At 71.3% G+C, this 20154-nt stretch carries 20 protein-coding genes; 12 read left to right on the top strand and 8 right to left on the bottom strand.

Annotated elements, in window-relative coordinates:
* Positions 1-33: 33 nt before the first annotated feature.
* Positions 34-174, top strand: a complete 141-nt coding sequence (locus NXY84_RS00680) for a hypothetical protein (RefSeq protein WP_258725241.1) — start codon at positions 34-36, stop codon at positions 172-174.
* Here NXY84_RS00680 and NXY84_RS00675 read toward each other — a convergent pair whose 3' ends face one another.
* Entirely contained in the window at positions 175-1296 is a 1122-nt protein-coding gene (locus NXY84_RS00675) for a sensor histidine kinase (protein WP_309485037.1), read from the bottom strand.
* Positions 1293-2018 carry a response regulator transcription factor gene (locus tag NXY84_RS00670; RefSeq protein WP_258725240.1) on the bottom strand — a complete coding sequence of 242 codons (726 nt, stop codon included), beginning with the start codon at positions 2016-2018 and terminating at the stop codon, positions 1293-1295. The genes NXY84_RS00675 and NXY84_RS00670 overlap by 4 nt, the downstream gene beginning before the upstream one ends.
* A 313-nt stretch (positions 2019-2331) precedes the next feature.
* On the opposite strand from NXY84_RS00670, the gene NXY84_RS00665 reads away from it, so the two are divergent.
* On the top strand, positions 2332-2946 hold the full coding sequence (locus NXY84_RS00665; RefSeq protein ID WP_258725239.1) for a DUF305 domain-containing protein: 615 nt from the start codon (positions 2332-2334) through the stop codon (positions 2944-2946).
* Between the two features lie 703 nt (positions 2947-3649).
* Here the strand turns inward: NXY84_RS00665 and NXY84_RS00660 are convergent.
* Together NXY84_RS00660 and NXY84_RS00655 are read right to left on the bottom strand one after the other, a co-directional pair.
* Positions 3650-4747 carry an ANTAR domain-containing protein gene (locus tag NXY84_RS00660; protein ID WP_258725238.1) on the bottom strand — a complete coding sequence of 366 codons (1098 nt, stop codon included), beginning with the start codon at positions 4745-4747 and terminating at the stop codon, positions 3650-3652.
* Positions 4748-5117: 370 nt separating this feature from the next.
* Entirely contained in the window at positions 5118-5534 is a 417-nt protein-coding gene (locus NXY84_RS00655) for a hypothetical protein (RefSeq protein ID WP_258725237.1), read from the bottom strand.
* On the opposite strand from NXY84_RS00655, the gene NXY84_RS21810 reads away from it, so the two are divergent.
* The gene (locus NXY84_RS21810) at positions 5466-5684 is read left to right on the top strand and encodes an ANTAR domain-containing protein (protein ID WP_396126411.1); all 219 of its coding nucleotides are present in this window, start codon (positions 5466-5468) and stop codon (positions 5682-5684) included. The genes NXY84_RS00655 and NXY84_RS21810 overlap by 69 nt on opposite strands.
* A 231-nt stretch (positions 5685-5915) precedes the next feature.
* On the opposite strand, the gene NXY84_RS00650 is transcribed toward NXY84_RS21810, so the two are convergent.
* Entirely contained in the window at positions 5916-6419 is a 504-nt protein-coding gene (locus NXY84_RS00650; protein WP_258725236.1) for a DUF421 domain-containing protein, read from the bottom strand.
* Positions 6420-6504: 85 nt separating this feature from the next.
* On the bottom strand, positions 6505-7854 hold the full coding sequence (locus tag NXY84_RS00645) for a DUF2254 domain-containing protein (RefSeq protein WP_258725235.1): 1350 nt from the start codon (positions 7852-7854) through the stop codon (positions 6505-6507).
* Positions 7855-8021: 167 nt separating this feature from the next.
* Between NXY84_RS00645 and NXY84_RS00640 the strand changes: the two genes are divergently transcribed.
* From NXY84_RS00640 to NXY84_RS00620, 5 genes are all read left to right on the top strand, one after another.
* Entirely contained in the window at positions 8022-8963 is a 942-nt protein-coding gene (locus NXY84_RS00640; RefSeq protein ID WP_258725234.1) for a mechanosensitive ion channel family protein, read from the top strand.
* A gap of 695 nt (positions 8964-9658) precedes the next feature.
* On the top strand, positions 9659-10147 hold the full coding sequence (locus NXY84_RS00635) for a hypothetical protein (RefSeq protein ID WP_258725233.1): 489 nt from the start codon (positions 9659-9661) through the stop codon (positions 10145-10147).
* Between the two features lie 665 nt (positions 10148-10812).
* Positions 10813-12474, top strand: coding sequence for a Mu transposase C-terminal domain-containing protein (locus NXY84_RS00630; RefSeq protein WP_258725232.1), 1662 nt, complete (start codon positions 10813-10815; stop codon positions 12472-12474).
* Complete coding sequence (locus NXY84_RS00625) at positions 12471-13382, top strand: TniB family NTP-binding protein (protein WP_425322225.1); 912 nt, start codon at positions 12471-12473, stop codon at positions 13380-13382. Before NXY84_RS00630 ends, NXY84_RS00625 begins: the two co-directional genes overlap by 4 nt.
* Before the next feature lie 88 nt (positions 13383-13470).
* On the top strand, positions 13471-14616 hold the full coding sequence (locus NXY84_RS00620; protein WP_258725230.1) for a TniQ family protein: 1146 nt from the start codon (positions 13471-13473) through the stop codon (positions 14614-14616).
* On the opposite strand, the gene NXY84_RS00615 is transcribed toward NXY84_RS00620, so the two are convergent.
* Positions 14586-15146, bottom strand: coding sequence for a recombinase family protein (locus NXY84_RS00615; protein ID WP_258725229.1), 561 nt, complete (start codon positions 15144-15146; stop codon positions 14586-14588). The genes NXY84_RS00620 and NXY84_RS00615 overlap by 31 nt on opposite strands.
* 974 nt (positions 15147-16120) lie before the next feature.
* Here NXY84_RS00615 and NXY84_RS00610 point away from each other — a divergent pair.
* Together NXY84_RS00610 and NXY84_RS00605 are read left to right on the top strand one after the other, a co-directional pair.
* Positions 16121-16387, top strand: coding sequence for a hypothetical protein (locus NXY84_RS00610; protein WP_258725228.1), 267 nt, complete (start codon positions 16121-16123; stop codon positions 16385-16387).
* Positions 16388-16467: 80 nt separating this feature from the next.
* Complete coding sequence (locus NXY84_RS00605; RefSeq protein WP_258725227.1) at positions 16468-16905, top strand: hypothetical protein; 438 nt, start codon at positions 16468-16470, stop codon at positions 16903-16905.
* 445 nt (positions 16906-17350) lie between these two features.
* Here the strand turns inward: NXY84_RS00605 and NXY84_RS00600 are convergent, their stop codons facing one another.
* Entirely contained in the window at positions 17351-18289 is a 939-nt protein-coding gene (locus tag NXY84_RS00600) for an NADP-dependent oxidoreductase (RefSeq protein ID WP_258725226.1), read from the bottom strand.
* Positions 18290-18402: 113 nt separating this feature from the next.
* Between NXY84_RS00600 and NXY84_RS00595 the strand changes: the two genes are divergently transcribed.
* Positions 18403-18921, top strand: coding sequence for a MarR family winged helix-turn-helix transcriptional regulator (locus tag NXY84_RS00595; RefSeq protein WP_258725224.1), 519 nt, complete (start codon positions 18403-18405; stop codon positions 18919-18921).
* 398 nt (positions 18922-19319) lie between these two features.
* Positions 19320-19982, top strand: coding sequence for a hypothetical protein (locus tag NXY84_RS00590; RefSeq protein WP_258725223.1), 663 nt, complete (start codon positions 19320-19322; stop codon positions 19980-19982).
* Positions 19983-20154: the final 172 nt, after the last annotated feature.

Here is a 20154-nt window from a genome sequence, read left to right as displayed (position 1 = left end):
ACACGAGGCAACGACTGAGGAGGGTGGTGCGCGATGGGTGCGTGGGTCGTCGGCGCGGTCGCGCTGGTGGTTCTGGTGGTGGCCGTGGCTGTGTGGGCGGTGACCCGGCTGTTCCCCTCGACCCCCGCACCCGGCCACCCGCGCGCTCCCGCGCAGCGTGAGGTGCGGGAGTGATCAGGTCGCGGGCAGGGTGAGGGTGAAGGTGCTCCCGGCGCCGGGACCGGCGCTGACGGCGGTGATGGTGCCGCCGTGGGCGTGCACGAGCGCCTGGCAGATCGCCAGGCCGATCCCTGACCCGCCCCGGGCGCGGTCGCGGGCGGTGTCGGCGCGGTAGAACCGCTCGAAGAGGTGCGGCAGGTGCTCACCGGCGATCCCCTCACCGGTGTCCGTGACGCTGATCCGCACCCCCGCAGCGCGCGCCAGGGCGGCGCTGAGGGTGACCGTTCCGCCGGCGGGGGTGTGCCGCAGCGCGTTGGCCACGAGGTTGTCCAGCACCTGCGCCAGGCGCAGCCGGTCGACCACGACTGTCGGCAGCCCGGCAGCGACGTCCTGGGTCAGCTCGACTCCCCGCGCGGTGGCGCGTTCCCGTGCCGCGCTGAGCGCAGCGGTGACCAGCTCACCGGGGTCGGTGGGGCGGAGGTCCAGAGCCAGGTCCCCGCTCTCGGCCCGGGTCACGGCGGCCAGGTCCTCCGACAGCCGGGTCAGGCGCGTGGCCTGGTCTCGCAGCAGGGTGACCGTGGCCGGGTCGAGGGCCTGCAGGCCGTCCTCGAGCGCCTCGAGGTAGGCGGTGATCGTCGCCACGGGGGTGCGGACCTCGTGGGCGACGTCCGCGAGCAGGCGTCCACGCAGACGCTCCCCGTCCTGCAGCCGGGTGGCCATCCGGTTGAACGACGCGGCGAGGTCGTCGAACTCCCGGCCCATGCCAGGGGGCGAGACCCGGGAGTCGTAGCGGCCCGCGCCCAGGCTCGATGCCGCGGAGGACAACGCCGCCAGGGACCGCCCGATGCGGCGGGTCAGCACCACCGAGACCGCTAACGACGCGACTCCCGCGCCGGCCAGGGCGAACGCCAGAGCCAGCGTGCTGGCGGAGCGGAACGCCTGCTCGGCGTGCAGGACGGCCTCGTCGTGGTCGTCGAGCCCGGCCTGGAGCATGTGCTCGTGGAAGACCGCCGGACCGACCAGCCACGCGACCGCCCACGCGGTGATCGCCCCGACCACCATGACCAGCACGATGCCGGCCAGCAGCCGCCCCGCAAGCCCCCACCGCGACGGCCCACCCCAGGTCGTGGTGGTCACTGCCCGGGCCCGATCCGGTACCCGACACCGCGCACGGTCCGGATGAACCGTTGCGCCTCGGCGCTGTCCCCGAGCTTCTGGCGCACGTGCAGCACGTGCACGTCGACCAGGTGCTCGTCCCCGACCCAGCCCGGGCCCCACACCGCCTCGATCAGCGCAGGCCGGCTGAACACCATCCCCGGCCGGGCGGCCAACGCGGCCAGCACGTCGAACTCCGTGCGGGTCAGTGCCACCGGCTCCCCGTCGACGTGGACCTCGCGGGCCGCCGCGTCCAGCGTCAGCGACCCGACGGTCGTGACCGTGGTGGCCGGTGGCGGGTCCGTCGGGACCGGGGCGCTGCGGGGCCGGCGCAGCAGGACACCGACCCGGGCCATGAGCTCGCGTGGGCTGAACGGCTTGGTCATGTAGTCATCCGCACCGACCGACAGCCCGATCAGGGTGTCGACCTCCTCGGCCCGCGCGGTGAGCATGAGCACGTAGCAGTCGGAGAAGGTGCGCAGCTGGCGGCACACCTCGACCCCGTCGACCCCGGGCAGCCCCAGGTCCAGGACCACGATGTCCGGGTCGACCTCGCGCAGCACCTCCAGGGCACGCGCGCCGTCGAAGCACACGTGCACCTCGAAACCGTCCCGCTCCAAATACCCGGCCACCAGCCGCGCCAGGGGCTCCTCGTCATCGACCACGACCGCGCGCCGGCCCACCGAGATGCTCACGCACCCCATTGTGTGCCGCCTCTGCCACGCCCCGGCGTGCGAACGGCGGCTTCATCAAACCTTGATCGAACGACGATCACGGGTTCAGGCCCACCCGTCAGGCTCAAGAGTGCCGCCTGCCCCGCCCAGGCACCCCGTCACCACCCCGAGGAGAACGCCATGAGCTGCTGCCAGGACACCACGACCCCCACCGTCGAGACGCTCGCTGCGCAGGCGCCGACGACGTGCTGCTCCACCACGGCGACATCCACCACCAGCCAGGACAGCTGCTGCACCACCAGCGCGCCGGCCTGACCGGCCCACCACCACCCTGGGAGATCCCATGCGCCCCACCCGACGACGCGTCACCGCTGCCGCGGCCGCGCTGACCCTGGCGACACTGGCCGCGTGCTCCGGTCAGAGCGACCCCGCGGCCACCGAGCCGGCCGACCAGGAGACGACCGCGAGCGAGACCGCTGACGCGGCCGCGCACAACGAGGCCGACACCGAGTTCGCGCAGATGATGATCGCCCACCACCAGGGCGCCATCGAGATGGCCCAGATGGCAGCCGAGAAGGCCACCAACCCCGAGGTCCAGGCCCTGGCCGAACGAATCGAAGCGGCTCAGGACCCCGAGATCGAGCAGATGACCGGGTGGCTCGAGGCGTGGGGCGAGGAGACCACCGCGATGGACCACGGCGGCATGGACCACGGCGGCATGCAGATGGACGGCATGGACCAGGAGCAGGCCATGTCCGAGCTCGCCGGACTGGAGGGGGCCGCGTTCGACCAGCGGTTCCTCGAGCTCATGACCGCTCACCACGAGGGGGCCGTGGCGATGGCCGAGCAGCAGCTGGAGGAAGGCGAGAACGCTGACGCCCTTCAGCTCGCACGCAAGATCATCGACGACCAGACCGTCGAGATCACCGAGATGCAGAACCTGCTGTCTGCCAGCTGACCCGCCACGAGGTCGGCCGCCCTGTCACGCGGGCGGCCGACCTCGTGGCGCGCGGGCATGGTGAAGAGCGAGCGAGGAGTTGGCAGTGCATCCAGGGAGCGTTCCCGGGGTGTCCGACAGCTCCACGCACCCCTCAACGCGCCGAACGCGGCCCGGCCTGACGGCGTGCAGCCTGTGCGCCGGAGAGACCCTTGGCACCAGTGACCCGCTCCAGGGTGGCCAGATCGCCCGGCTGCGCGCGCTGCACGAGCGCGGTGTCGCGGACCTCACCGTGTCTGAGTGCCTAGACGAGTGCGATCGCGGAGACGTGGTGGTCGCCCGCCCCAGCCCAGCCGGACGTCGCCTGGCCGGTCGGCCGGTCTGGTTCGAACGCCTCGCCGGCGACGCGCCCGCCGAGGAGCTTGAAGCCTGGCTCAGGCGCGGCGGTCCGGGCTGCGCAACCCCACCCGCCGCCCTCACGCCCCACCAGATCGCCCGCTCCACGCCTGCCGACCCTCTCGACCACTAGGCCGCGAGCGGATCAGCGTCCTAGCTCGACCTGCCGAGCCTGACCGACCTGCTGCTGGACCGACCGCCCCGCCTTCGCACGCGGCGGGCTAGCGACGGTTGCCGAGTCCAGAGCTGTCGTCAGGCGCCGCTGTCACCCCTCGACGCTAGGGGACAGCCGACCGGGCCGCCGCGCGACCGGTCCGCAGTGGCCGGGCTACGCGGACGGGCCGGGCCGTGAGGTCGTGGGCGAGTCCGCTGCCTCCCGGGCGTCGTCGTGGTGCCCTCGAGGCCGGAAGACTCCCGGCTCCGGCGGGGTGCCCACAAGGTTCTCGATGATGGTGGCGGCGACATCACGGAGCTTGACGTTGCGATTCTGGGACGCGCTGCGCAGGATCTTGAACGCCTCGGGCCGGGTGCAGCGGTTCTCGGCCATGATCACCCCGAGCGCCTGGTCGATCACCGACCGCGACTCCATGGCCGCCTGCAGGTCGGCGCTGACCTGCGCCTGATCGCTCAGCCGCAGCTGCAGGGGCACCGCACGGGCGATCACGTCGGCGTACATCTCAGCCCGCTCGGCCACCCGGCGCTCTGCTGCACCTGCCCCGTAGACGTTGAGCACCACCCGGGCGCCGTCCCCCAGCAACCGCACCAGCCCGATGACCGACGTCAGCACCTCGGGCTGCCGGCTCACAACCGTCGGGCCGCCCGGGCGGTGCACGGCCAGGGCGACCCCCGACGCACCCAGGCGGCGAGCGACCGTGTCGGCGGCCGCCTGCACGAACCCGTCCAGCGACGTGCTCGACGCGACCAGGTCGTGCATCTCCACGGTCGCGTTCGCGCGCTCCTCGACGAGCGTCGTCCTCGTCGGGTCCGGGTGGGAGGTGCCAGCCGCGACCTCACCACCGGCCGGCCCTGCCGGGTCGGGCGCGTGCTCAGGCGCGGGTGAGGTGGGCAGCTGGATGTCGCACGCGGCCAGAGTCGCGCTCGCCTCCACGCTCAGCGACCGGACCGTGAACCTGCCCTGGGGTGCGGCGTCGCGCAACGCCAGCAGGGCATGCACACCCTGGGACCCAAGCAGCTGCACGGCACCAAGGTCCACCTCGACCGGCAGACCCCCGCGCTGCACGAGGCCCACCACCGCCGTGAACGGCCCCGCCAGGTTCGCGTCGAGCTCACCGGCGAAGGTCACCAGCACACCGCCCGTCGACCGGGACACCGTCACGTCCGCGCACAGAGTGTGGACAGGGGGAAGGAGATAGGTCTGCATCAGGATCCTCGGCGGACTGCGTTCGCCCGGCATGAAGCCGTTCATCGCAGACGGTCCACTCGAAGGAGCGGGCTCAAAGAGCCGACGACATCTCCAGCATGACCCCTGCTGTCAACCGGTGGAAGTGCGCCGAGTGGCGATCCGCTGCGCTGGGCCGCGCGGTTGAACGCTACGGACGTGAACCTCCGGCACCAGGGGCACACGAGCAAGCGAGGCGAAGCCTCCCGGGCCACGGCGGAGCGATGGAACCCCTACCCGGAACAGCCGAGTTGCCGCGCGAGCTCAGTTCCACCTCCGACCTCGACCTCGAGACCGCCATCCGCCGCCTCGCGGATGCCGTAGCGGCGATCGTGCCCTCGAGCGTCGGGATCAGCCTCACCCTCGCCGACAGCGCACTCACCTTCACCCTCGTGGCCTACTCCCAGATCGCCGCCGAGCTCGACGCCGCCCAGGACATCGACGGCGGACCGTGCGTCGACACCGCACTCACCGGAGCCGACTTCACCGTCGGCGACATGCTCGCCGAAGACCGCTGGCAGCACTTCGCGACCGCCGCCGCGCACGTACGCAGCAGCCTGTCGATGCCACGGATGATGCCGGGGTCGGACAGGGCTCGATCACCCTCGACGCCGCCGACCCGCACGCATTCGACCACGCCCAAGAAGCGCTGCAAGCGGTCCTGGGCCCCGGCGTCCAGTACGCGATCGCCAACGCTGACCTCCCCTTCCGCACCCGCACCTACGCCCAGGACGCTCCCCAGGCACTGGACGACCGAGACGTCATCGAGCAAGCCGTCGGCTACCTCATCGGCCAGGACCGGATCGACCCCCACAGCGCCCGACGCACACTCACCGACGCCGCCGATCGCGCCGGCCTCGACCTCCCCGCCCTCGCCCTCGCCCGAACAATCGTCCGCACCTACTGTCCCCGCACGTCCGCGGCCGCCGCCCTCTCAGCCGCCGCGTCTCAGTTCCTTGCCTAGAGGACGGTGTCTCCGTGCGAACCATTGCCGCGGCTGCGCCCGACCTACCAACGACTCGCGCCGTCAGGTGACTTGCTGTCCGCGCACCCCCGTCCCACCGCCAGTCCCGGCCCTCGATGGGCCGCCGCACGCGCCTCCACGCACAACCTGCGCCCCGCACTGACCACGAGCGAGAGACCCACGAGACAGACGGCTGTCACAGTCCGTTCGGCTCGATCCGAAGAAGTCACCTCAGTGGAGGTCGTGCAGGGCGGATCCGTCGCCGGACTGCGCGAGGGTGATGACGCTGAGTGTCCCGTCACTCTCGAGCACCACGGCTGCCACCAGATCTAGCCCTCCGACGCCTGTGCTCCGCACTGCCTGTCGCACCTCAGCGAGGGTGACGCGCTGCTGGCGCATGCGGTCGTCCAGCGGTACACCGTCGCGCAGCAGCACCGTGGGCCGGGAGGTGACGAACGCGCGACCTCGGGGCAAGCGTGCCGATCCCCAGGACACGAGGAACTGCACACCCACGAGGAGCACCATGGCGGCGACACCTTCAACCCACGACACGTCGGTGCTCAGCAGGATCGTGGCAAGGGTGGATCCCAGGGCCACCGTCACGACGAGATCGAAGGCGTTGAGCTTGGCCAGCGTCCGTTTGCCTGAGAGGCGGAGCAGGACCACGAGCGTCACGTAAGCCGCAGCACCGACGAGGCCCACGCGAATCAGATCGCTCCAGGAGTCGAACCACATCCCCCTTGCGTATCAGCCGACGCGGCCAGGCGCCCGACGACGGCGCGGAGGTCCTGTCGTCCGGCGGCCGATGAGCTGCCGTGGATCAGGCGTGGCTGGAGCCGGCGCGGAAGAGGGAACGGCGCACGGACGCAGCGTGGCGGGTGAGCTCGGTGACGTCGTGATGCTGAAGTCCGGCATTGGTGAACGCCGCCTCGAGGAGATCGACGTGTCTGACGAGGTCCGCGCGAAGGTCCGCCGTGGCGGCGTGGTCGCCGACGCGCTCGAGGACGTCCAGGGTGGCGTGCATGACCTGTGGTGATGAGGCTGCGTACCACCTCATGCTGTCGATCACCGCCCCGATGAGGTGACGCGCGTCCACTGCCGGGGCGTGCACCCTCAGGGAGCCGTTCTTGTCCAGGCGTGCGGGCGATGGTGGTGTGCGCGCGACGAGTCGGGCGAGGCCCGCGGAGAGGTCGTTGAGGGCGTTGATCGCGGTATAGGGGTCGTTGGTGCCCGGTGAGAGCGCCCGGACTGCCATCTCTGTGAGCTGCTGGACGGCAAACTCTGGGTCCTGGTGAGGGCTGCGCGCGTCAGCGATCTGCGTCGCGGACCGGATGGACCGGATCAGCCGGTCGTCGGCCCGATCCGGCGGATGGATCAGCACCGTGACCGTGTTGTCGAGGACGTACTCGCCGGGGCGCACCTGCAGCGCGAGCAGCACGTCGTACCGCCGAGCAGCGTCCATCAGCTCCTCGTCACGGATGGACTGGATGTAGCCGCAACGCTCGGCGGTGACCGGCGCACCGTGCGCTTCGACGATCGCCAGCGCAGCGGTCGTGTGCTCCTCGTGCGCGGGCTGGGCACGTCCGACGTCGTCGGGATAGAGCCGGTCGATCACCCGGAGGAGGTCGGAGCGCACGGCGCTGGCGAGCGTCGAGACCTGGATGGAGTCGCTGATGTGGTGGATGAAGTAGATGAGGACGGCGACGTTCACCACGGCGAGGATGACGGCGGCGTTGACCGCGAGGTGGGGGACGAAGACCTCGGCATCCTGATTGCCGGGGTCGCCCAGCACGCGGATGGACCGAAGGGTGATCAGGCTGTAGAGAAAGGTCGAGACGAAGACGCCCAGGACCGCCTGGTTGCCCCTGTCTGCCATGAAGTTGCGTACCAGTCGGGGCCCGTAGGTCGACGAGGTCAGCGCGAGCACTGCCATGGTGATGGAGAAGGTCGTACCTGCGACCGCGAGGCTGGACGAGGCGATAGCCCCCAGGATGTCCCGGCTCCCGCTCTCCCCGACGCGGTACAGGAAGACCGATGCCCAGCCCGGTACGAGGAGGTCGCCGAGCCGGCGGTCGAGCGCGATGAAGGTCTCCGCGAGCACGAACGCTGCCGCGCACATGAGCGCCGGGATGAACCAGAACCGCTCGCTCAGACGTTGCACGAGAGTCATCCCGCCCACCATGCCAGGGATCAGGACGGATCTGCCGCGATCATGCCGGCACAGGCCCCCATGGTGTGCCGCTGACGCGCCTCGCCGCGGAGTGCCGGGCGCGCCCGCGCATTCATCCCTGACGCCGTCCGCGCGCCGACCGGGGCGGGCACGGGGACACTCGACCCATGCTTGTCACTGGCTCCTCGCTCCGCTGGGTCACCGTGGCGCCCGAGGGCGAGAGCCGCGAGTTGTCCCGAGCGGGCAGCGGGTTGGAGCTGCCGGCGATCGAGCCACGCCAGCTGGCCATCGGGGCCGGCGTCGTCGTCGTCGGCATCCTGCTCGCGAGGCTGGTGCGTGTGATGGTGCGCTGGTGGCTGGCACGCCGGCACACGCCCTCCTACGCGCGCGTGTTCTCCACGCTCGCTGCCTTCCTTCTGGGCGCCCTCGCGGTCGGCGCGGGCCTGACCGTGGCCTTCCCGAGCGTGCAGCCCGTCGACGTCCTCGGCGGCCTGGGCATCGTGTCTGTGGCCATCGGCATCGCATTCCAGAACGTGCTCGCGAACCTCTTCGCGGGCGTGATCATCCTCGTCCGCGAGCCGTTCACGGCCGGTGACCAGATCGCTGTCGGTGCGACCCAGGGCACGGTCGAGGAGGTGAACCTGCGCGAGACGGTCGTGCGGACGTTCGACGGACGCCGCGTCCTGGTCCCGAACAGCACCGTGCACGGCGAAGTCCTCACCGTCCAGACCGGCTACGCACACATCCGTACGACAGTCACGATCGGCGTCGACTACTCGACCGACCTCGGCCGGGCACGATCGATCGCGCTCGATGCGGTTCGCCGGGTACCCGGCGTGGCGGACGATCCCCCGCCGGAGTGCCTCCTCACCGAGCTCGCGCCGTCGACGATCAACTTCGACCTGCGGTTCTGGTCCGGCGCTCGCCAGCTCGAGGCACTCGAGACACGCGACCGCGTCATCGAGACCGTCGCCCGAGCGCTCATCGATGCGAAGATCGACATGCCCGCCGACATCAGGGTCGTGCAGCCGTCACCCGATCTTCTGGCCGCGATCCACCGACGGTCGGCGGAAGAGCGGACCGGCGACCGACCGGACGAGGACCGCTGACCCACTCGCGCGCACCTTCAAGGCCCTGGCCGACCCGACCCGGGTGAGCCGTCAGTAGTCCTCTTGACGCTGGGATGCAGTTCCCAGGCTGCTGTCTGCCACGCGGGGCGGGACCCGCCGTGAGCGAGGCCACAGACCTCAACTCTCACGCAAGGGTGGAGTCCAGCGCAGGTTGACCGCTTCTGCGGTTTCTGGCCGCCGACTTCTCGCACAGTGCTGCGCGCCACCTGACCACTGATCCGGCCGTCATCACGTGGGCGGGGACGCCGCGAGGCGGTGCTCTTCGGTCGCCGCGTGCGTCCGCGCTCACTAACCGATCTCGCGTGCTCGTCTCGCGCGACGACGGTGCGCGCCTTCACGTCGGCGGAAGAAATCGGAGCTGGTTGTGGGAACGGACGCCTGCACGGCCAGCACCCCAGCGGACAACGATCGCCCGGCGAGTAGCCGTTCATCGCAGACGGTCCACGCAAAGCGAGCAAGCTCACAAGCCAACGACCCCTCGGGCATGACCCCGGCTGTCAACCCATGGCGTGCTTCAGCCAAACCGACCGCGCGTGTACGGGTCGTTTCAGTCGGCGTAGGGCAGGCGTTTCGGCAGCACCACCGGTGGCGAGGGTGCGGGAGCGGTGCCAACCTTGCGGGTGGCCCGGCGATCGATCGTGGGGCCGTACCCCTGGATATCGGAGACACCCCCCATGAACGCATCGAAGGGCTCGACCGGGACGCATGACACCCGCCGCGCGAAGAGCACCGGCCTGGCCGTGGCCGCGGCCGGCATCGTGGTGTTCAACATCTCCCCCCTGCTCAACTGGGTCAACCCCGCCGACGACGCCGACCCCCGCACCGGCTACGAGACCGACTCCCTGGTCCCGTTCATCGCCTACCTCGGCCTGGGCCTGCTCGTGGCCCTCATCTACGCCGGCAAGCGCGCCCGCCGCGGCCAGCACCGCGGTCTGACCCTGGTCTCGATGGCCGTCGGCATCGCCGCCACCATCCAGTGCCTCGCCTTCGCCCTCAACCCGATGGGTGGCCTCGAGCGTGGCGACGACCTCGCCACCGACCTGGGTGTGTGGGTCGGGTTCCTCGGCGCAGCGGTCTGGGCCGTCGGGTCCTACCTGCTCGCCAAGGAGATCGAGGGCGACGACCACGACTACGACACCCACCGCACCCACGACGGGCACTGACACCAGCCGCGGCGCCGGCTATCCAGGCGCTGCAGCACCGGGCGGCCCGTCCGACGGCACGCCGGTGTGAGCTCAGGCAAGGCCCCGCTGCACACACGAGCAGCGGGGCCTTCGCCCGTACGACGGTTCAAGCGCGGTACCGCGTCGCGACGAGCCGCGCCAGCCCTCGCGCCGGCTGACGCCCGTTCATGGCCGGAGCTAGCGTCACTGCGATGACCCACACGCAGGCACTGACGGTGACCTTCCCCTGCAGGCGGCGCGATAGGCCTCGTAGGCGCGCGGGTGATCGAGCGACACAGGCCGCCCATGGCTCGGCAGGCAGCCAGACGCTAGGCGCAGAACGGCGGGTAGGCAGGGCACGACGAGCACGTCCACCTCGCTGTGATCGCACGACGCGGCGGGACACCCTTGAACCTGACTTCGAAACACCGGCGCCGCTGCGTCCGGGAGCCGCCGCTCACCGCCGCTGAGCGACGTCCCACTTCCTTGGTTCTGAGACAGGCCCTGCACGGACGCACCGATGTCGGAGTCCGAGGTCCTCTGCACGGTTCCGTGGGCGTGGACAGGTGCTGTGCACGGAAGGGCGGACCTTCGGCGGACCTGGACTCGCCTGCACTACGGTCGATTTGCTCCGTACTCCTGTGCACGACAGTGAGAGGCTGGGCATGGTCGATGAGCCGTCGGTCCTCGAGCGGGGTGTGCTGACTGCGCCGGCGGAGGTGTGGGCGGTCGCGGTTCGCCGGGCGGAGGTGATCGGTCCGCTGGCCGGCGCCCCGACGGTGGGCCACCGTGCCGCTGATGCCGCGGCGGCGGAGCTGGGGGTGTCTCGGCGACAGGTGTACGCGCTGCTGGCTCGGTGGCGTGTTGGGTCCGGCGTGGTGTCGGACCTGGTCCCGGGCCGGTCCAGCGGCGGCCGGGGTCGGGAGCATCTGCCCGAGCCGGTCGAGACGGTGATGCGCGACGTGCTGCGGAGTCGGTACGTGTCCCGGCAGCGCCGCTCACTGGCGGCTGTGCACCGCGAGGTCGCCCGCCGGTGCCGAGCTCAGGGCCTGCGGGTGCCGTCGCGGGGCACGTTGGCGCGCCGCGCGGCGAGGCTGGACCCGGTCGCCACGACCACGGCCCGGCAGGGCCGGGATATCGCGCGGGCGTTGCGGGCCGCGGGCGGGGTGCCGCCGGCGGTGACGGAGGTGTTGCAGCAGGTGCAGATGGACCACACCTCGATGGATCTGATCGTGGTCGACGAGCGGCACCGGCTCGCGATTGGCCGGCCGTACCTGACGGTGGCGATCGACGTGTTCAGTCGCTGCGTGGTCGGGCTGGTGGTGACCTTGGAGGCGCCGTCGGCGTTGTCGGTCGGGTTGTGCCTGACGCACACGGTGATGGACAAGCGGAGCTGGCTGCAGCGGCTCGGCGTGGAGGTGGTGTGGCCGATGAGCGGCAAGCCGCTCGAGGTCTACGTCGACAACGCGGCCGAGTTCAAGAGCGAGGCGCTGCGTCGTGGCTGCGAGCAGCACGGCATCACCTTGCGGTGGCGCCCGCCAGGGCAGCCGCACTTCGGCGGGATCGTCGAGCGGGTCATCGGCACGATGATGCAGCAGGTCCACGAACTGGCGGGGACCACGTTCTCCAACCCGCGCGAGCGCGGCGGGTACGACTCGGACGCACGGGCGGTGCTCACGGTCCGGGAGTTGGAACGGTGGCTGGCCCTGGCGGTGGCCTCGTATCACGGGCAGGTGCACTCCACGCTTGGGCAGACCCCGGCCGCGGTGTGGGCCGCAGGGACCGCCACGTCAGCGCCGCTCACGGTGACCAGCGAGACCGCGTTCCTGGTGGACTTCCTCCCGGTGATCCGCCGGAGACTCACTCGGACCGGGTTCGTCGTGGATCACGTGCGCTACTTCTGTGACGCGCTCAAGCCGTGGGTCGCCCGCCGTGACCACCTGTACCCGTTCATCCTGCGCCGCGACCCGCGGGACCTGAGCCGGATCTGGGTCCTCGATCCCGACGAGAACTCCTACCTCGAGGTGCCGTACCGGACGCTGGCTCATCCGCCGGTCACCCTGTGGGAGCAGCAGGCCGCGGTGGCCCGGCTGCGGGAGCAGGGGCGCGCCCAGGTCGACGAGGCGGGCCTGTTCCGGATGGTCGAGCAGATGCGCGCGATCACCGACACCGCTGCCGCGACGACCCGCCGGGCCCGTCGTGATGTGCAGCGCCGCGCCGCGCAGCCACCGGTGCAGGTCACGACCACCGGCCCCGGGGTGCCGCCGGCGGCACCCAGCGTGCCGGCGGCGGCCGCGCAGCCGTTCGCGGTGATCGAGCAGTGGTGAGCGGCGGCGAGGATGCCGCGGACCTCGCGCACCTGCACCCGGGTGCCCGGGCGGTGGCGTTGCTGCCGGTCGAAGAACGGCTGCGACACGTGCGTGCCGAGCGGTGGATCGGCTACTCCCGCGCGACGGACGCGGTGAACCGGTTGGAGGAGCTGCTGACTTGGCCGGCCCGCCAGCGCATGCCCAACCTGCTGCTGCTTGGCCCGACGAACAACGGCAAGTCGATGATCGTGGAGAAGTTCCGGCGCCAGCACCCACCGGTCTCCCATTCGGGGCACGAGGAATTTCCGGTGCTGGTGATGCAGATGCCGTCCGAGCCGTCGGTGCTCCGCTTCTATGTGGCGCTGCTCTCCGCACTCGGCGCGCCGCTGCGGCCCCGGCAGCGCCTTGCCGAGCTCGAGCAACTCGGCCTGGCCCTGCTGCGCGCCGCCGGAGTGCGGATGCTGGTCGTCGACGAGCTGCACAACGTGCTCGCCGGCCGCGGCGACGTGCGCCGCGAGTTCCTCAACCTGATCCGGTTCCTCGGCAACGAGCTGCGCATCCCGCTCGTGGGGGTCGGCACCCGTGAGGCGTACCTGGCGATCCGCTCCGACGACCAGCTCGAGAACCGGTTCGAGCCGTACCCCCTGCCGCTGTGGGAGGCCGGGTCCGAGGCGTGCTCGCTGCTGGCCAGCTTCGCCGCCTCGTTCCCGCTGCGCCGGCCCTCGCCGATCGCGACCGAGGAAATGGCGGTGTACCTGCTCACCCGCAGCGAGGGGACGATCGGTGAGCTGACCCGGCTGTTGACCGACGCCGCCGTCGCGGCGCTGGGCTCCGGTGAGGAGTCGATCAACCAGCGCACCCTGCTGCTGGCCTCCTACGTCGGGCCCACCGAGCGGCGCCGGCTGTTCGAGCGGGAGCTGGTGTGAGCCCCCGGTGGCCGCTGCACCCGCAGCCCGGCCCGCTGGAGGCGCTGTCCTCCTGGCTCGCCCGCATCGCCAGGATCTACACCTGTCGGTGGGCGAGCTGCTCGCCGGCAACCTCGGCCTCGCGGGCCTGGCCGTCCCCGATGACTTCGACGACGATCCGCCCGCGGCCCTGCTCGCCGCGCTGGCCGACCGTACTGGCGTGGATCTCGCCCGGATCCAGGGCATGACCTTGGCCGGGTGGCGTCCATGGTTGCTGGACACCGTCGAGGCTCCCGACACGCAAGCGGCGTTCGACGCCTACGTCCGCGCGTACTCGGTGCTGCTAGCACCGCGGACCGGAGGCGCTGGCCAGGTGGCGCGGTATCAGACATGGCGCGGTCCGTGGCGGCCGCGGCACCGGCATGACCGGACCTGCCCGGTGTGCGCCGCGCTGCCCGACCGGGGCCGAACTCTGCTCGGCCGGCTGCCGCTGATGGTGGGCTGCGGAGAGCACGGCTGCCGCCTGCAGGACACCGTCACCGTCCAGCTCGAGATGGCCGTGCACGGACGGCCGCCGGCTCCAGTTGCGGTACCCGAACCGCTGGCGACTCTGGACCGCTACACCCACCAGGCCCTGCTCAGCGGCCGGGTCAACCTGCCCGGCCGCGACGTGCACGCGGGTGTGTGGTTCCGGCTGCTGCGCACGCTGGTGCACGAGCTCAGCCTGGCCCCCGGCACGATGGGCCGGCGCGAGGGCCGGACGCTGGAGCTGGTCTGGCAGAGTTCCGGGCACCCGGTCAGGGCCGGGCTGCGGCTCTGGCAGCCCTACGAGCACCTGCCGTGGGGCACCCAGGAGACGATGCTGCACGCCGCCGCGGTCCCCCTGCAGCTGGCCACCGACGGCCGTATCGCCGCCCGCGGCGTCCTGGGCGCTGCCATACAACCGGCACCGTGGCGTCAGGTGTACGCCGGCGATCCACCCTCGCGGTACCGGGCCGTCTGGCTCGACGCCGCCGCCGCGGCGCAGACGATGCTCGACCATGCCCGCACCGATCGGGCCAGCGCCCGGCAAGTCCTGGCCGTGCTCACCAAGGGCAGACCCCACCGGGCAGTGCACGAGCGGGAGATCGCCTTCCTGCAGCGCAACAGCGTCCCGGCCGGGTTCCTCCCGGACGCCGACGAGCTCGATCTCTCGTTCCCGGTGGACCTGCGGGAAGGCACCGGTCAGCCGGGTGCGGAGGCCGCGCGCAGGTAGTTGTAGAGCGTCTCGCGGCTGATGCCGAACTCCTTGGCGAGGGCGGACTTCGGTTCGCCGGTGGCTGCGCGCTCGCGCAGCTGCTGCGCTCGCTCGGGGGTGAGGGCGGGCCGTCGGCCGGTGTACGCCCCGCGTTGCTTGGCCGCGGCGATGCCCTCGCGCTGGCGCTCAAGGATCAGGGCGCGTTCGAACTCGGCGAACGCGCCCATGACCGACAGCAGCAGGGTGGACATGGGGGAGTTCTCGCCGGTGAAGGTCAGGTGCTCCTTGACGAACTCGACCCGCACTCCCTTGGCGGTCAGGGTCCGCACCAGGCGGCGCAGGTCGTCGAGGTTGCGGGCGAGGCGGTCCATCGAGTGCACGACGATCGTGTCGCCGTCGCGGACGAACGCGATGAGCTCGGCGAGCTGGGGCCGAGCGGTGTCCTTGCCCGACGCCCGGTCTGTGAAGACCCGCTCGACCTCGACCCCGTCAAGCTGGCGGACCGTGTTCTGGTCCAGGGTGCTCACCCGGATGTACCCGACGCGCATCGTCCCCGCCTCTCTACCCGCGATGTGTCAGGTTGAACTCTAAGAAGTCGCAGGGCAGGCGTCAAGAAACGATGATATGGACCCTATCCGGACGCTGTTCGGCGGGGTCGGGTGGTGTGGTGTTGGGGTGTACCCCAAACCGACAGCCTCAGTTCGCCGGGGCGGCAAGGGCTGCCCGTCGTGGCGCAAAGGGACCCCGCTCGACGAGAGCGGGCCAGCAGCATGGGCGAGCCGGCATCGCGACTGGTGTGATGACGCGGATCCCCCGACCGATCGAGGTCGTGCTCCAGCCGGTCGCTGCCGGCAATCGTCGCTGACGGCGCGGTCGCGATCATCGCGTTGGCAACAGCCCCGCGCGTCGTCCCTGCTTGGCGACCGAAGGAGGGGCCGGTGGCGGAACATTGCAGCGCCGACTCTGCGGTAACAGCCCTTGTGTGTCCGTCGCGGCGTGTGGTCCGGTGAGGTGGGTCGCACCGCTACGGCGGTTTACCCGTATCCGGCTGATCGTTCGGGGGGAGATGTCGATGTTGCGTAGTCGCGTAGGCGGGGTCGTGGGGGCCATGGTCGCCGTGATGGTGGCGTCCGGGGCGGCGCTCCCGCCCGAGGTCACCTCGGGGGAGGAGGCGCAAGCCGAGGAGGTGAGCGCGGTAGTCGCGATGACACCCATGACCTTCCAGCCCTCAGAGGGCGCTCAGGGATCAGGTCTGGAGCCGAGAGCGGCGGAGCCTGCCCCTGCGGTGCAGACCTTCTCCGTCTCCGGTACAGAGGCCGAGGTCGAGGCGGCGGTAGCCGCGTGGAGGGATCGCGTCACGAAGGGTGAGTGGAGTCGTCCACGCACGAGTGTCCGCGGGGTCGTTGGGCCGTCGAGTGGGCACTCCCCGGCAGCGAAGGACATTCGGACAGGAAGCTGCGGCTGGTCGAGCATCGAGGTCCGTGACTGGCGGTCGGAAGGAAGCAACGATCGAAAAGGGTTCATGAGCGCGGCCTTCAGTCTCAACCGGTCCGGCTTTCAGTATGCCACCGATGTTCTCCTGTTCAGTACTTCGATAGTGGATGGTCGGACGGCTCACCTGCCCGATTCAGGTAATCTCAATGGACGTACTCTGTGGCGCAAGGAAACTGTTTTCTACGTCCCGAGCGCGCAGAATTACGGGGGGACCTTGATCAACGCCGAGGTGACGACTGAGAACGGGGTCTGCTACACGGGCGGCCCCCGCGTCGACGGCGTCCCGATCAGCTAGCGGCGCTGATGAGGTTCGTATCTGGTGCTACGGGTCCGTCGGTCGAGCGTCCCCGTGGTGCGCACTTCCCGGTCTGGGGCGTGCAGGACCCGCCGCTGCATCCGCGTGCGCTCGGTGCGTACGCGTACGCCGGTGACCTGCTGTCGAGCATCGAGCTTCTGCACGGAGCACGTGGACAAGCCGGAGGGTGGGTCGCTGCGACGACGTACTCGCCCGAGTACGTCCAAGGGAGCGGCGCGGGAGCGATGCGCGCCGTCGAACTGCTATGGGAGTCCTACCAGGCTCAGGCGACACTCGGACTGGCGCACGACCTCGGCGGCTCGGTGGCAGCAATACCGGTCACTGTGCTGCTCGAGTCCCGCGAACAGGAGGTCGTGCCTGTCGTGGCCCTCGAGCACCTGGCTCTCGCAGGTGTTGACCTGCCCGATGGGGGAGCGATCACCCTGGAGTGGAGCGGCCCAATTGCGGATGGCCGGATCGCCCTAGTCCCCGTCGAGGACTTGGAAGTCTACGAGTAGGGACGCGCCGCGCACGTGGCGATGCAACGATTGACAGGACCCCCGGCCCACAGCGCCGGGGGTCCTGTCACATCCGGCGGCCGGCGTGCTGTCAGGTGGCGCCCGACGGACCTGAGTTCGTTGTCCTGAACCGGAGCGCCAGCGACCGCCGACCACTGACGACCGTCAAACGCTTGTTCACGCGACCCCGGTGCAGAGGGGCGCGAGCACCCGTGCACGCGACTGCGAACACCGACAACCGAGACCTCCGGCCCGCGCAGCAGGCCGTCTCAGAAGCTGGTTCGAAACAACGCGTGTCATCGAAGGCGGTCGTGCGCCTTCTGAGACGAGCTGTCGATGACGCCTCGGCTACGCGCGGTCAGCACCGCTCGCGAGCCACCACGGCCGGCTGGGTGAGGACTGCGCCCGACCGACCGTCGCGCCCGCCTGCTCCGAGCCGAGTCCTTCACTCCCCCGGCGGGACGACCACGACCTTGCCGGGGACCTGCCCGGCCTCGGCCTCCGCGTGGAGCTCGGGCAGCTCGCTGAGCGGCACGCGGCGGGCGATCTCGACGCGCAGCTCGCCGCTGTCGACGAGCGCGACGAGCCGCGAGAGCACGTCCGCGTCGGGGTGGAGGAACACCGTGACCGCGCGCACCCCGCGCTGCGGGTCGGCGGGCGTCTCGACCCTCGGAGTCGTGGAGACGACGACCCCGCCGTCGCGGACCCGCGTCGCCAGGGCGGTGAACAGCTCGGGGGTGATCGGCGCGAGGTTGAGCAGGACGTCGACGGGCTCGACGACTGCGTCCAGGATCGAGGTGGTGGTGTGGTCGACGATCTCGTCGGCCCCCGACGCCCGCACGCTCTCCCGGCTGCGCGGGCTCGCGGTCGCGACGACGTGGGCGCCCGCACGCTTCGCGAGCTGCACGGCGTACCCCCCGACGGGACCGCCCGCGCCGTTGATCAGGACGCGCTGGCCTGCCTGCAGCCCGCCCGCCTCGAACAGCGCCTGCCACGCGGTGAGAGCGACGGACGGCAGTCCGGCGGCGTCGGCCAGGGGGATGCGCGTCGGCGCCGGGACCAGCGCGACGGCGGGAGCGACGACGTACTGGGCGGCCGAGCCGTCCGCGGCCATCGGGAGGAACCCGACGACGTCGTCGCCCACCGCGAGGCCGTCGACCCCGTCGCCGAGGGCGTCGACCGTCCCCGAGACGTCGTAGCCGGGGATGTGGGGCAGCGTGATCGGGATCGGCAGGAACCCGCCGCGCATCCCGCCGTCCGCGGGGCTGTACGCCGAGCCGGCCACCCGGACCCGCACCTCGCCGGCCCCGGGTACGGGCTGGGGCACGTCCTCGTAGCGCAGGACCTCGGGACCGCCGGTCTGGTGGAACAGCACTGCCTTCATGATCGATCTCCGTCCGTCATGTGCTTCGGGTTCGAAGCAACTGCGGACGACGCTAGACCTACTTCGAATCAGAAGCAAGTGCTACGGACTCGAAGCATTGATACACTTGTGCCATGTCCCCGACCCCGCGCTCCCTGGACGCCGTGCAGCTCGGCGCGTACTTCGCGCTCATCGAGGCGAGCAGCCTGCTCCGGCACTCCGTCGAGCAGCAGCTCCAGGACGCGGGCGGGCTCAGCTACGTGCAGTTCCAGCTCCTGGCGACGCTCGGCGACGCGCCGGGGGGCAGCCGGCGCATGACGGACCTCGCGGACGGCGTCGTGTACAGCCGCAGCGGCCTGACGTACCAGGCCCAGACGCTGGAGAAGCGAGGGCTCGTGGTCCGCACGCCGTCGCTCGAGGACGAGCGCAGCGTGACCGTGACCCTCACCGACGAGGGTCGCGCGGTCCTCGGGGAGGTCCTGCCGGGTCACGTCGCCGTGGTCGACGACCTGCTGCTCGCGCCGCTGTCGCGGGAGGACGTCAAGACCCTCGCCGACATCCTGGGCCGGGCGAGGGACCACATGCGCCGGACGCCGCCCCGGTCCGCAGCGCCGCGACGGCGCAAGGCCGCTGCGGGGAGCGGCGAGAGCTGAGGGCCGGGGACAGGCTCGAGCGTCGTCGAGATCGGCCGTCCCGCGGTCCAGCGGCACACCTGGTCGACGCCGCCCTCATCCGCGACGCCACGCGCCGGCGCGACGTTCGCCGAGGGTGCGGCCGGTCCCGGAGAGTCATGCGGCAGGGCTCCGGCCCGGCTCGACGACGGCACCCAGCCCGGTCAGGCGACGGCGTCATCGTGCCCGTCCTCGGACCCGTCCGAACGGGTGGCGGTGCGGGTGGATTCGCGATCTCCCGTCCCGGTCCGGGGCCGACGGCACTCTAGGTTCGGTGTGACTCGTCGCGGCGACCGGAGGGATGCAGGGTGCTGGATGCGTGCCGGGAGTGGGCCGACTCGGTCGTGCGCGACTCACCTCTCCTGCGGCGGAGGTACATCATGAACGCCGCAACGTGGGACGAGGCTGACGCGCGGTTCGAGCGGTTCGTCGCGGCGCTGGCCGAGCGGCGCGCCCAGCTCCGGCAACGCATCACGGAGACCGGCGGACCGGAGCTCGACAGCACCCTCCAGGGCCTGGACGCACTCAACGCGTGGTACATCGACACGGCGCTGGCCGACGAACCGGATGGCATGGACTGGCGCCCGGAGTGGCTGCCGGGCCCGAGCGGACCCACGCGAGGCTCAGACGGGGAGCGCGCAGCGTCGCCGCAGGTGCTCCGACTGTGGGAGCTCGTCGGGGTCTACCTGGGCGACCTGACCCTCGCCCGGTTCCCTCGTTCCCGGTGGGTGTGCTGGCGCGACCCGTCCAGGGGGCTGGTATTCAACGGAGAGCCGATCGTCGACATCGGGCTCCCGCGCTTCCCGCTGAACGTGCTGTCGCGGGCCAACGCCACCGTCCCGCGGACGTACAGCTTCCACGGCACGGGCGCCGAGTGGGACGTTCCCGCCGACCCGACCTGGCTGCGCAGGAACCTGACGCACGCGTTCGAGCTCGCCGACGAACGCCTCGCCACCGATCGGGCCCGCTGGCAGGAGGCCCCCACGGGACCCCGCGCCCGCCGGCGCCGCACCACGACGTACCCGGGCTGGCGCAACCTCTGACACGGACGCGCTGTCCGCCCCGTACCGCATCGGAACTCCGCCGCGGTTGGGTGGCCGCGACTCAAGCCCGTGCACCCCACGTCCTCCGCCTGCGTCTGGGCAGGGAACAGCCCGTGGGCCGGACCCCTGTCGGGGCCCTGCCGCGCTGGACGAGTGCGCGGCTCCCACGGGC

The organism is Cellulomonas sp. NS3 (genome assembly GCF_024757985.1).
Classification (GTDB): domain Bacteria; phylum Actinomycetota; class Actinomycetes; order Actinomycetales; family Cellulomonadaceae; genus Cellulomonas_A.
This window is presented reverse-complemented; position numbering and strand designations above follow the sequence as displayed.